The following is a 13,048-nucleotide window of genomic DNA, read 5'->3' as shown; positions in this document are numbered from 1 at the left end:
CAACCAGGAGGGAACGGGAACGCACCAAGCGACTATGCAACGTGAAACTCCTAAATCATATGCAGTGCAGAGGATCTGCACTCTTATCAACAAAACTCATGAGGATGATTGTCGGGAAATCCCGACATCAGACCAGGTGTGCTACACATCCACCGAACCCAATCAACCGGCCACGTGCGTGATTGAACATGCCATCGTCCCTATCCGTGCGGTCGAACCGGTCGACCGTCACACGAACTGACCATCGTCACTCACATAACTCACACCGTCGACATCGAACAATGGGGGCCTACCAGCAAGGTTTTGAGATATGTCAAAACTGCGTGCAGATAATGCGTGTATCGCAGCCGTCGTGGCCGCCTGGTCCGTCGTAGTCATCGGTCCACGCAGGTCCAAAGCTGCCCCGTTGACTGAACTAAATGCCGAATGGTGCAGGTCTGAAGGGGTGGGGTCGATGTGGGTCGGTAGCTTGCGGACATGAGCGAAGGGGAAAGTTCGAGAGATCTGTCGGGGCTTGTGGTGGCCCGAGTGGGTCGGTTGATAGCGACAGGTCAGGCGGCGGAGCCTTACGTCTTGCAGGGCAGCGACGATGAACGAGTGGAGTCCGTCGAGGTGTTCTTCCGGGAGCTGATCGCTTCCGGGAGGTCGGTGGCGACGGTGCGTTCATACGGTATGGATCTGCTCAGATGGTGGCGGTTCCTTCACGCTGTGGACGTGGCGTGGGATCGTGCCGATCGGGTCGATGCCCGCGATTTCAGTTGTTGGATCCAGTTGACGGCGAAGGCACGACAAGGATCAGTGGTGCCGGCCAGCGCCGAGGCGGCTGCTACTGCTGCGGCATCGCCGAATCCTGTCACCGGCAAACCGGCTCTGGGGGCCGGGTACTCGCCGGCGACAGTGGCGCACAGTGAGACGGTGCTGCGAAGTTTCTACGATTTTCATCGGGACGCAGGTACTGGCCCGCTCCTGAATCCGTTCCCTCTCGATCTCTCTCGCCGGTCGAGACGGGCTCATGCGCACCACAATCCGATGGATCATTGGGCACCTGAGCGTGTGGGACGCTACCGGCCTCGGGTCTCGCAGCGGATTCCCCGAGCGATTCCCGAGGATCTGTTCGATAAGTTGTTCGCGGCATTGTCGTCGGATCGGGACCGGGCGTTGGTGGCGTTCTGGATTTCGTCGGGGGTGCGAGCGTCGGAGTTGTTGGGAGTCCGCGAGTGCGATGTCGACCCGGGGCAGCAGTTGATTACTGTGGTGCGCAAGGGAACACGTGCGGTGGAGCAGGTACCCGCGTCGGCGGACGCGTTCGTCTGGTTGCGGTTGTATCAGGAGCAGTTGCGGGGCGAGGTGCCACTCGGACGGATGCAACCGTTGTGGTGGACACTGCGAAGGCCTCGCCGCCCGTTGAATTACCATGCGGCGCATCGGATGTTCGAGCGTGCGAATGCTACCCTCGGTTCGGATTGGACTCTGCACGACTTACGTCACAGTGCAGCGAGGCGGATGGCCAACGACCCGCACTTGTCCTTGGTGGAGGTCAAAGAGGTGCTGGGGCACGCACATTTGTCGACGACCGAAATTTATCTGACACCCGATAAGGACGAGGTGATCGCCAGCGTCCTGGCCCACCACGCTCGTACTGCTGATCAGCGGGAACATCCGCGGGCTCCGTCGCCGCCTCCTGCTCCTGGATACGATCCGGCAGCGTTGAGCGTGCTGTTCGGGAGGCCGTTGTGAGCACTGCCGTCAAGCACATGACCCGCCCGGAACGCTTCGAGGTCACACCGGTGCCGCATTCGAGGATTCGCCAACTGCACAAACAGTTTCCACCACGCGAAGGTGAACTCTGGTGGCCGCACACCGCTGCCTCTGCTGAGGAGGTCGAGGCCCGACTGAACTGCTCGGTGCTTGCTGAGGCTGCGGTCACCACCCGAGCCGGACGGCACCGGGGCGTGATCAAGATACTGACCTGGTTGGCTTCGGTGCCAGGCGATACCTGGCAAGCCCGGTGGCTCGCCAGCGGCGCCGAGAACATCCGCGGGTCTCGTTACGGCGCGACAACCTCCTGGGCCGATCTCCCGGTGGAATGGATTGCCGGACACGGGCGCCCTGTCAGACATGATCGCAACGACCTGGCTGCAGGACTGCTGATGTTGCTGTGCCTGGACGTGATCCGGCCGCAGTTGCCGTGGATGCTCTCCCGGGCGCACCCGTTTCTCGCGCCGATGATGGCAAAGCTGCGAGATCCGGACGGATTCGCGCGGTTGGACGAGCTTGCTGCCACTCAGCCGGATACCTCGCGAGACGATGCACGAATCGCAGCGACCAGAATCGCGACCCTGCTGGTATCCAAAGGCGGGACGGTCGCGGAGATCACTGTCGGCGATTGCGTGGAGCTGATCGACACGATGGCGCAGGTGCACTCCCGCCGCGGTCAGAAGAAGATCGATTTCTACCTGCGACTACGTGCGATGGGCATCTTTCCCGAGGATGCACCACACAGCATCCGTGCGTTCGGCGCTCCGGTCGGACAGTTGACGATCGAACAACTCGTCGACCGCTACCCGATCGAGAACCAACCGATCCGAGCTCTGCTCATCGACTATCTGCGCGAGCGTCAACCCGCGCTGGACTACACCAGTCTCAACTCTCGTGCCCGAGGACTCGCCGGGCTGTTCTGGAGCCGCGTCGAGACACTCGCCCCCGGTATCGACACCCTGGCGCTGCCGCCTGACGTTGCCCGAGCATGGAAGGACGACCTGAGATCGATCACACGCACCGCCGTCGACGCGGCGGGACGAAAGCACGAAACAACTTCGCCCCGAAAGAATTACAAAGACAATCTGTTGCAAGTGCGTGCGTTCTATCTCGACCTCGCGCACTGGGCCGTCGAAGATCCGGCACGCTGGGCGCAGTGGGTGGCGCCCTGCCCGATCAGCGACGCCGAGGTCAAAAGAGGCAAGGAACTCAAACACCGTAAAGCGCGGATGGATCAGCGCACTCGCGAGCGATTGCCTGTCCTGTCGCAGTTGGTTCGGTCCGCAGCTGACCGCCGCGCGGCCGCAGCGGCTCTACTTGTTGCGGCGCAGAACACCGAACCAGGTGAGGTGATCTCGGGAACCGACGGAGAACTGCGACGATCCTTGATCCGTCGGGGAACTGGCCGCGTCGTATGGGCCGACAATACTGTTACCGGTGTTCGCCGCGATCTCACCTACGAGGACGAGGAAGCATTCTGGGCATTCGCCACTATCGAAGTGTTGCGGCTCAGCGGTATCCGTCATGAAGAGCTCCTCGAGCTCAGTCACCACAGCATCACCGAATATCGACTACCTAGTACCGGTGAACTGGTTCCGCTGCTGCAGATAGCTCCATCGAAGACCGATACCGAGCGGCTGATCTTGGTCAGTCCCGAGCTTGCGGAAGTCCTCAGTGCGGTAGTTCAGCGTTCGCGGCAACCCAACGGATCGATACCGCTCGTGGCTGCCTACGATACGCAGGAGAAGCTGTGGAATCCGCCGATGCCGCTGCTCTTTCAGCGGGGAATCGGAAACGAACGCCGAGCGATCCCACCGAGTTTCGTCCGCAAGCTCCTCATCAATGCGCTCACCGTGGCAGCTCTCACCGATGCCAGTGGCGATCCGTTGATGTTTCAGCCCCACGACTTCCGGCGAATATTCGTCACCGACGCGATCATGAACGGCCTGCCACCCCATATCGCACAGGTTATTTGCGGGCACAAGACAATTGACACGACGATGGGCTACAAGGCCGTCTACCCCTCGGAAACGATCGAAGCGCATCGAGCGTTCATCGCGCGTCGTCGTTCGATGAGACCCAGTGAGGAATACCGGACACCGACCGACGAGGAATGGGATGCGTTCTTGTCTCATTTCGAGAAGCGGAAAGTATCGGTCGGGACCTGCGCACGGTCGTTCGGCACACCCTGCATCCATGAGCATGCTTGCGTCAGATGCTCACTCCTGCGGCCGGATCCAACGCAGCGAGGCAGGCTCGAAGAAATCCGAGACAACCTCGAAGCCCGCATCATCGAAGCCAAACAGGAAGGCTGGCTGGGTGAAGTCGAAGGACTGCAGGTCAGCTACACCGGAGTCAGGGACAAGATCGCACAGGTCGATGCCACGATGAAACGAGGATCGGCAACAACTGACCTCGGAATGCCTGGATTCGGATCGATCTCGGGAAGGACTTCCACATGATTACCAAGCTTGAATTCTTGTTCAGAGAAGCAAAACTCTCCCTTCCCACAACCCCTCTGGTAGCCCGAAACGTTCGGAACGTCGTCTACGACCGACGAGCTCTCGATTAGGCCCGCGACCTTCACCGCGCTCTGTAGAACCTCTGCGCTCGGGACTTGGGGAGGTACAGCAGGAGCCGCGTCCGGATAGGTGGCCAGTGCAACACCTGCCGCGACAGCCGCTCCTGCAACCCATGCCATTGCCTTGGATCTACCTGAGATTTTCACAGTGCCCTCCCCGATCAGTTTGTTGGTTCGGACCATAACGACGACCCATTACACTTTGGACACGCCATTTTTGAGATATAGCTGTTAACCTGCGAAGACAGGAAAAAAAGATCCTCTGAACACTGGCGGTTCAGAGGATGATGTGAGTATGGATCTTTCGGTTACCAGACGAGTTCCGGTTTCCATTCAACCGTTCAAGGCGAGGGCTAGCGCACAACCCGCGACAAGACCCGGGCCGGCGGCAATTTCTCGCGCTGTCTCGGTTGATCGAGTTATGCGCCTATGAATGATCGCGCCGATCGTCACTGGGAACAAGACGATTACCGGCCAAATCAGCCCGGCAACTACGCTCGGCCAACCCTGATATCCGAGCACAAATCCTAGACTCAGGCTTAACCTGACGTCACCCAATCCCACCCCTCCCCTCGTGGCCCACGCGACAAGCAGGTACATCAGCGCTGTCGCGAAACCGCCCACGACCGCACGAAGGATCGCTGACGCGTCTGAATCAAACAGCCCTGCAACGACAATCAGCAAAAGCGTCACTGCTGCTGCGGTGTAGGCGGCGGAAGTCGGAATTCGCATCGTTGCTTGATCAATGACCGCACACCACACAGCAATAGTCGACAGTGCCAAGACGGCAGGCAACGCTGCTCCCATGTTCGCGAATTCTGTTGTCAAAAGCCAGAAAACGGCCGTGAAGATAGAGGCAATGTGGGTAGCTGCGCTGGTGACTTCGAAGGGGATGTCCGCGTCGCTGCACCACACAGTGACAGCGGTTCGCAAACCGCGCGACGCCATCACGGAGCAGATCAGGGTAATTCCGACGACAAGTGCGCCAGAAACAACACGATTTTGGGCGTGGAGTGCCTCAGCAGTGCTATCCAAAAGTGTCACGCCTCCCGATGCACAGAGGACAACGAGAAGAGAGACAAGGACTCGGATGGTGGACGACTGTGCTCGCGCGGCGCTACGCAACATCCGAAACACTCTCGCCATGAGCGGCACTCTTCGTTCTCATTCGAGCACGATAACGGACCAGTCGTGAGTTGGCTGCTCGCTCGTCGCAGCTGAGGACGTCGGCCAGTCGCGCGACGGGCCACTTTTGCGACAGCGCCACCTTCACGATCGCCTCCTGATCTGCGAGGGTGAGATTGATGGAGCGCTCCCCATTCAGACGACGTTCGACGGCAACAGGATCGAGCGATTTGAGACCTCGGGGCCGGTGCGGGCGGGCTCGATAGTCGTCGATCTCATCGTCATCCCACGCCAACGGAGGCGCCCAGCCCTGAACATCGCGCGCCCAATCTCGAACTGCGGGATTCGGAGCTTCCGATGTCATCGAAAGCTCGTCGTAGAGACGATCGATCGACTCCCACAACGCAACACGAATCAAGCCCTTCTCCGGCAAGGATTCCAGTACTTCCTGCGAAACACCCAGGCGCTGTGCCAGATCACTGAACGGGAACCCCATCGCGACCAGCGCACGGATGCGTCGTAGCGCGCCCACGCCCGGAGTCCTCGTCCGATCGTCAGAAGGGTGAAACGTCACGGCAAGCACTCGTTGCGCGACGGACGCATCGATCGGCTTTTGTGTCTGCGAACTGATCGTAGAAAGCGCCTTGAGACTGACCTTCGCCGAGCGCGCGATCATGCGTCGAGTCAGTCCGGCTTCTTCAAGAACTTCCAGATGCCGGCGCGATCCGTCGGAATTGAAAACCGTGTCGGAATTGAAAACCGTGGTGGACCTCAGGCGGCGGGAGGTTGTCCTAAACGTCCCGCCGCCGGAGGAGGAGCGACGTGAAACGTCGTCCAACCGGGTTCTGGAGTCAGGGGACCAACCCGTTCTCACAGACTCCGGCTCCGTGGACCGGTAAGCCGGCCTGCTCTCCACTCTAGCGGTGGAAGTCGGCAGCGGAAACAGCCCATCGTCTTCGTAGGTCGGCGAAGTTGGGGTGCACGGCACAGAAGGCATGCGTGAAACAGCGTTATCCAAGGACATTGGATTCTCTTTTCAAATTGTGTGTGCACGGATGGTCAGTCCGTGTCTCAACTAGCGATTCGGACGATACCGCAGTCCGGACCTCGTCGTCCAGGGCAGCCGATGGGAAGCGGCCGATCACAATCTGTCCCCCGATGCGAGCCGGCGATCGATCCGGCGATCGTGCAGAGCTCGGAGTGCACTGAACCCACACGCCACTGCAGCAAGCAGGACTGCAATAACGATGACGAGTCGAGGAAGGTCAACGCCGCCGATCTGGCCAGGAAATGTGAAGAGTGGCGACTCCGACGCGGCGACAAGAATTTTGTGCTCGACGAGCCACGTCAGCGAAGTGCCCCACCATCCAGGTACCAGTGCGATAACGAGCGGGACAGCAAACGGTGCCAGGCACATCAAGATGAGAATGTCCGAGTCCGACAAGGTGTTTCGAGAATTCGAGTTTGACATGTACTTGTCCTTGACTAGTGAAGTGGTTGCGGTTCAGGCAAATTCGAGAGCTCGACGGAGCGAGACCTCGCCGTCCTCGGGGACCGATAGGACGCCTTCGGAGTCGCCGTCTCCGCGCCAGGTGATGGCGTAGTGGTCCTCGTCGAATTCGTCCGGGCCAGGGTCGCTGTCGACCACGGCCCAGTGGTCGGTGTCCTCGTCGACGCAGATCAAGTCGCCTACCTGGATGTCCCCTGGCGAGCTCACGGCCGGTTCGCTGAAGCCTTCCCAGTCATCCTCGACAACGTCATCGGCAAGCAACTCCGGAACGACAGTGAGTTCGGGCCGAGCGTGGGCAGACTCTGCAGCGTCAAGGAGATCTTTGGTGCGGGGTAGCCGCTTGGAGTAGATTCCGAGAATTTCGAGCGGGGTGGCGCCTCGGGCGGTATCACGCGACCTTCCTTTGGCGCGCAGCGCAACTGGATCGCTGTAGGGATGGTCCTCTGCACGGCCCCACGGCGCCATCGCGTAGTTGTGAAATCTCAGTTCCACTTCTTCGGAGTCGCCTTTGTCGATGTCGACCTCGTCAGGTTCGGGATCGAGAATCAGCAGGCGCGGATGGCGAGCCACCGCGGGACGAAGAACCTCGAAAAGCTCGTAACCTTCATCCCCCGGGCCCACCTTGCGTGGATCCGGTGTGCGATACGTCTGGATCTCCACTGCGTCATTCGCGTCGTTAACTGTGGTGGCGCGACCGCGGCATCCCCGTGGAATTGAAGTGCCGATACTCATCGACTCCCACATCATCTGCGCACCTTGTGGTGAGAGCCTGCCCATGGAGACGCGCATCCGGAAGTTGTCGCGCATGTCGCCACCGAAATATTCGGCGTCCGGGCGCTGGGTGCCGAGAACCATATGCACCCGGGATGTTCGACCTTTACGGGCGATCGATCCGACTTCCTGCAATGTACGAGGCTTGGTGGGATCTCCCTTGCCTTTGATCATCGAGTACCAGTTGAGAAGGTTGCCGCGGAAATCTGCGAACTCGTCGATGAACAGCACCAAAGGTTCGAAGTCGGTTTCTTGAGCTTCTCCGGCGATGATCGCTGCGTATCGCTCTTCCATGACTTGCCATGCACGATGGATGACAGCGACTTGATGAGCGATCTGTGCCGCAACGATCTGTACATTCGGCCAGTCTTGGAAACCGAGGAATTCGACTCCCTTGCCGTCTACGACCCATACGATCCAGCCGTTGGCCGTGACCTCGGTCAAGACAGTGTGAGCGGTGACTGTCTTTCCTGTTCCGGAGGAACCGACCAGCATCATGTGTGGGTCAACGGCTGGCCGCCAGTACATGACGTGACCGTCTTCGTCGATGCCGTAGGGAATCTTGACGCTGTCGTAGTTGATCAAGGGGTTGTCATCGGAAAGAACTGGAGCGGGGTGCCACACGTTCTTTTCGAAGTTCGGGCGGACCTCGAATCGAACTGTGTCCTTTTCCAGTTCCCATTTCGCGCGCCACCGCCCTGACAGCAACCCGGAAACTGTGCGCTCGATTCGGTTGCGATACCCCGACGGCGCTATTTTCGTTCCGACTTCGTGGCTTGCTTCCAATGCGCGCAACTCGCCCGTCACCGGATCGAACTCCGTCTTCGTGATCTTGCCGGTGGGTCCGAGCAAGGTCAGAACGGTGCGTTTCGCACGCGCGATGCTGGCGGCTTCCTCAACAGTCTTTTCTTCGCTGGCGCGAGTCGGAACGAAGATGATTCGCCGGCGCCGAGTGTCGTGCTTTTGCAATCGGTACTCGCCCCACGCCTGACCGGAAAGCACCTCGTTGATGCGCGCAATGAAGTGCTCGTCGAGCGACAATTTCGCCGACGCGTATCGGATCACGAGGCGCCCAGGACGCCCAGGCCACCCCCGCGCATCCCACCGGCTGGCTTTGATTGTTTCCCGACTCGGCGCGGCAAGTCCTAGCTGAGGGCTGAGCTGTTCGATCGCACGGTCGACCTCGACGTCACGCATTTTCGCGCGATAACCCAGTGCCCCCACGCCGACTGCGGTCGCGCCGCCAGCCGCGGCGATCGGCACCGCCCATGCACTCTGATCGATGATCGAGGCGAGACTGGCGAACACTGCGCCTCCGGCGGCGGTGATGGCGGCGTTGCGCAACCAGGGGTGCGGGCGCGCTTCCAGTGGCGGGGACTGCGCGGCGATCTGGCGTGCGGAGGCAAGTTCCATCGCACGCGAAACGCCCTTTTCCATCGAGGCGGTCATGCCCTCACCTCCACAGCGGGAAGGCAGTGCACGCAAGAACCGAGGTGCACGAGCGTCGCCGCCGGCACATCCTTCGTCGCTTCGCTGCTCGGGTACGAGCGACTTGCCACAACTCGTGCCGAGTTACCCGTGACTCCGAACACGAGGACCGAAGTGATCATCGGTTTCTGCTTCGCATTGGCGATGCTTGTCGGACCCGTTGTGGTCGTCATCATTCGTACCTCCGTCTCGACGGGCCGGAATTTCGGCTCTCATAAGAGAGGAGGTTCGGATGTACGCGTTCTGTGACAGGGAAAGCGAAAATTTCTTTTTCGGTGGCGAGCTCGCCACCGGTGGGAGGTGACGGACATGATCGTCTTGTCCCACATGCCAGGAACGAGAGACGAGTCCTTCTTCGTAACTTCGCGAGCTTGTGCAACGCGGCAGATCAAACCTAAAAGAACCTCGAGAGCGGGAACGCGTTGCCTCTCGTGACTCCGTGCCTAGTTCAGAGCCCATCGATACTCATCCAGAACCACTCCTCTCGATCGAAATCCGAGTAGACGGTCGACGACAAGAGATTTTTCGAGCAACCAGTGGCAAGGATGTGCACGCTTCCTCTCAATGCACCTCCCTTCCGGGCGATGTAGTCCCAGTCGCGTCGTACCTGCCTGGCTTCGGCACAGGAGTACGCGGGATTCTTTCGTGTGTTCAGCTCCTCGAAGAACTCATCCAGCCCGTCAACCAACACGATGTGGGGCGGGAAGACCGTGAACTGGTCGACGGACCCTGACAACAACTGCCCATAACGGGTTTGCATGAGCAGCAGCGCCTCGCGGAGAACGCCCTGCACTCCCGCCGAGTCATCGAATGTGGCGTGCGCCTGAAGATCGAGACCGCGGTTGCTTCCAAGCACACCGGCGCGCGGCTCAATGACAGACAGCGACCAACCCTTTGCGCACACAGCAGTTGCCAGCGCCGTCACTTCGTCTGCCTCTGAGCGACGGGCGCTGAAGTGGTGGGGATATTCCTCCGGCAGCCACACCTTCCCTTCTTTTCCGTATTCGATCCCTTCCTGAGCCACCGAAGCGCCACCGGCACCAGATCCGTCGCTGCTCACCGTTTTCGTAGGGGGATTCACCGTTTTCAACCTCCGTCTGTGGACGAGCCGGAATTTCGACTCTCACAAGAGAGGAGGTTCGGATGAACGCGTTCTGTGACAGGTCAGGCACCGACTAGGCCGCAGAGTGGTGGGTCGATGGTGGGCGCTTTGTGGGTCACGTGTGCCCTTCCGTTCGGCACCCGAGGCAAATCTCCTGGTTGAAAGGTTTCCGGTGGACACCCCCTTGACAGGGGAGGTACGCTCCGACGTGACGAGCTTGCGAGTCTAAGGACGGAGCGCATCCCCCCAGCCCAGGGCTATATTGCGCTATTGCCACAACTGCGTCAGCACACAATCTCTCTCACGGTCAGATCCGCATGACCCCCTTACAGACGCCTTCCAATCGACCGTCAACGGCAAGTCTGTGCACACACGAGAAAGGGCCGAGGCCACATCCATCGGATGCGGTCTCGGCCTTCTTGTTGGAATGTTCAGCGAATAGTCAGTACGCAGTTTTCATCGGCTGGCAGGTACTGACCTGCCAACCTGTGGAGCTGTACTCCACTCGAATCGCCAGTTCGAGTCCGGTGTCGTAGGTGGCGATGAAGTCCGAAACAGAAGCTCCGGTGGAGTATTCGGTGAGGTCGACCAGCTGCGCCGGCTGCACCCGACGGACATCTGTGCTCGCGTAGCCCTGCGCCAGATGAGGTGTCACCCACCTGCTCACACGGTCGAACCAGTCAGCGCCGGGTGTGGTGAAGTCTTGCGCGAAGCCGCGGGCGACCACCCGGTACTGGCCGGCCACTCCCATCGGGGTGTTGTGGTCGGCGTCCGTGCCGTCACCGTGGTCTTCTTCCGCTTCGGTAGGAGGAGCCTCCGCCACGTATGTCGTGGTGGGTGTCTCCGAAGGCGTCGAGGAGTCATCTGGTCGATCGATGACCAGCGTGTAGAGCAGAAATCCGCTGATCAGAGCTATGGCAACGACCGCGAATCGATGTCGGCGTAGTCCGGCAATGACCACCTGTGAGCGTGGTGGTTGCTTCTGCTCGGTGGGTTCATTCTCCTCGGAAAATTCCTGGTCATCAGGGTTCCCCAGCGGTGGCAATGACATCACGTGCTTCTCTCTTTCAGGGGGTCAGGCCCATGGCTTGCAGATACGGCATCGGATCAGTGCTCTTGCCGTCCACCCGAACCTCGAAGTGCAAGTGGTCGCCGGTGGAGTCTCCGGTTGTGCCGACTCCACCGATTTCCGTTCCCGCGCTCACCTGATCTCCGACCTTGACTTTGATTGCGCCGTCGACTTGGTGTGCGTACCGGGTCTCAGTGTTGCCGGTGGTGATGACAACACAGTTCCCGTAGCCATCGCCGACGTTGCTCGCTTGTGTGACGGTTCCTCCTGTCACAGCGAAAATCGGGGTCCCGGAGGCTGCTCCGAAGTCGAGACCGGCATGCATCTGCCCGCCCGTTCCTGTTGGGTTGGAGCGGTAGCCGTAGCCGGAGGTGATCGTGTATTTGCCTGGGTCGACGGGTAGCCGCGCGTTTCCATCACCGATCGCGCCGGCACCGGGCGCGGCGATCGCGGAATTGCCGTAGACGCTGACGTGGACATGGTCGCGGTGGGCGACGGTGTCGGTGCTGTTTCCTCCGAGCGGGTAGTCGTAGGGTCCCCAACTTCCTGGTTGCCCTACTGCGTCCTGGCTTCGTGTCCAGATTTTCTCGTACCAGATGACGTACTTGACGCCCAAGGCGTCGGCGTTCTTGACGACGAAGTCCGCGATCGCGTCGCCCTTGGCCCGGCCGGCGGGGGTGCGGTAGTCGTCGTCGCCCTCGGTCATCATCGCGTCGACGGCGCGACCTTCTTGATGATCCCGGTCGACGCCCGACGGGCGATCTCCGATGTTCGCCCAGGGCCGTTCTCCGAAGGTTTCGGTGATGCACCGCATCACTCGGAGGGCGTCGGGTGTGAGTCCCTTTTCCGCAGGGTTGTTGGTCGGTGCGCAGTCCATTGCCGCGCCGCCGCCGCACAGGACGTCGGCAACGTCGAGCTCGAAACTGTCGCCTACGTTGACCGGGCTGTCGCCCACGTCCTGCGGTCCGCCGGAGACCGGCTTGTCGTATTGCGGGGGCAGCGCGGGTGCGTCTTTGCTTGCGCCTTTGTTCTCCGCGTACAGACGGCGAGCGATGATCTCGTCGTCGGCGTAGGCATCGGGGTACAGCGAAACTTGCACCTTCTGCGCGGCAACGGTGACCGGCAACGATTCCCAGCCGGGAACCTTTTTGAGAGCTTCGTAGAACTTGACCGCGGCGATCTGCGGGTTCATCAGCTCGTCCATCGTTCCCCACCACGGATACTGTTGTTGCAATGGATTGACGCTGCCGTGATCGTTGCCGACCGCGTCGTGCGGGTAGTTCAACGACTTGGCGACATCCATTTGATCGGCTGCCAAGATGCCGGTTCCGTCGTTCGCGTAGTTCTTGAATCCGGATTCTTGAGAGGCGGTGGAGAGCGCGACGATGATGCCTTGATCGGAGAAGCCCATCTGTTCGCCGACGGCAATGATCGTGCGGACGATCTCCGTTTGTTTTCCGGCGAGAACGGAGGGGTCGGTCGGTGCCACTTCGGCGCCGGCAGGCGCCGTGACTGCAGGCCCGCCGCAACTTGTCGAGGCATCCGACCCGCTACGGAGCAGCATCATGATCGGGATGGCGACGATCATGACAGCGCCCATTACTGGAACGAGAGCCATCGCGATCCAGTGCTTGTAGTTCATTG

The 13,048-nt window shown here is 60.3% G+C and carries 10 protein-coding genes; 2 read left to right on the top strand and 8 right to left on the bottom strand.

The window, feature by feature from the left end:
- Window positions 1-477 precede the first annotated feature (477 nt).
- Window positions 478-1,737, top strand: a complete 1,260-nt coding sequence (locus tag AC1Q6C_RS31715) for a tyrosine-type recombinase/integrase (RefSeq protein WP_492667025.1) — start codon at window positions 478-480, stop codon at window positions 1,735-1,737.
- Window positions 1,734-4,220 carry a tyrosine-type recombinase/integrase gene (locus AC1Q6C_RS31710; protein WP_492667024.1) on the top strand — a complete coding sequence of 829 codons (2,487 nt, stop codon included), beginning with the start codon at window positions 1,734-1,736 and terminating at the stop codon, window positions 4,218-4,220. The genes AC1Q6C_RS31715 and AC1Q6C_RS31710 overlap by 4 nt, the downstream gene beginning before the upstream one ends.
- Window positions 4,221-4,672: 452 nt before the next feature.
- On the opposite strand, the gene AC1Q6C_RS31705 is transcribed toward AC1Q6C_RS31710, so the two are convergent.
- The 8 genes from AC1Q6C_RS31705 to AC1Q6C_RS31670 all read right to left on the bottom strand — a co-directional run bounded on the left by AC1Q6C_RS31705 (window position 4,673) and on the right by AC1Q6C_RS31670 (window position 13,046).
- Window positions 4,673-5,383: an A24 family peptidase gene (locus AC1Q6C_RS31705; RefSeq protein ID WP_190287675.1), complete on the bottom strand. Its 711-nt coding sequence runs from the start codon at window positions 5,381-5,383 to the stop codon at window positions 4,673-4,675.
- Window positions 5,384-5,456: 73 nt separating this feature from the next.
- Window positions 5,457-6,140: a hypothetical protein gene (locus AC1Q6C_RS31700; protein WP_075836594.1), complete on the bottom strand. Its 684-nt coding sequence runs from the start codon at window positions 6,138-6,140 to the stop codon at window positions 5,457-5,459.
- A gap of 465 nt (window positions 6,141-6,605) precedes the next feature.
- Entirely contained in the window at window positions 6,606-6,935 is a 330-nt protein-coding gene (locus tag AC1Q6C_RS31695; RefSeq protein ID WP_047269937.1) for a hypothetical protein, read from the bottom strand.
- Between the two features lie 33 nt (window positions 6,936-6,968).
- Complete coding sequence (locus AC1Q6C_RS31690) at window positions 6,969-9,194, bottom strand: FtsK/SpoIIIE domain-containing protein (RefSeq protein WP_083954826.1); 2,226 nt, start codon at window positions 9,192-9,194, stop codon at window positions 6,969-6,971.
- Window positions 9,191-9,406 (bottom strand): hypothetical protein, encoded by a 216-nt coding sequence (locus tag AC1Q6C_RS31685; protein ID WP_190287676.1) that lies wholly within the window; start codon window positions 9,404-9,406, stop codon window positions 9,191-9,193. Before AC1Q6C_RS31685 ends, AC1Q6C_RS31690 begins: the two co-directional genes overlap by 4 nt.
- 275 nt (window positions 9,407-9,681) lie before the next feature.
- Complete coding sequence (locus tag AC1Q6C_RS31680; protein WP_143542646.1) at window positions 9,682-10,314, bottom strand: hypothetical protein; 633 nt, start codon at window positions 10,312-10,314, stop codon at window positions 9,682-9,684.
- 463 nt (window positions 10,315-10,777) lie between these two features.
- Window positions 10,778-11,386 carry a hypothetical protein gene (locus AC1Q6C_RS31675; protein WP_047269939.1) on the bottom strand — a complete coding sequence of 203 codons (609 nt, stop codon included), beginning with the start codon at window positions 11,384-11,386 and terminating at the stop codon, window positions 10,778-10,780.
- Window positions 11,387-11,402: 16 nt separating this feature from the next.
- The gene (locus tag AC1Q6C_RS31670; protein WP_075836582.1) at window positions 11,403-13,046 is read right to left on the bottom strand and encodes a M23 family metallopeptidase; all 1,644 of its coding nucleotides are present in this window, start codon (window positions 13,044-13,046) and stop codon (window positions 11,403-11,405) included.
- Window positions 13,047-13,048 lie beyond the last annotated feature (2 nt).

The organism is Rhodococcus sp. MT28 (assembly GCF_058792695.1).
The sequence above is the reverse complement of the archived record's forward strand: the minus strand, read 5'-3'. Positions and strand labels throughout refer to the sequence as shown.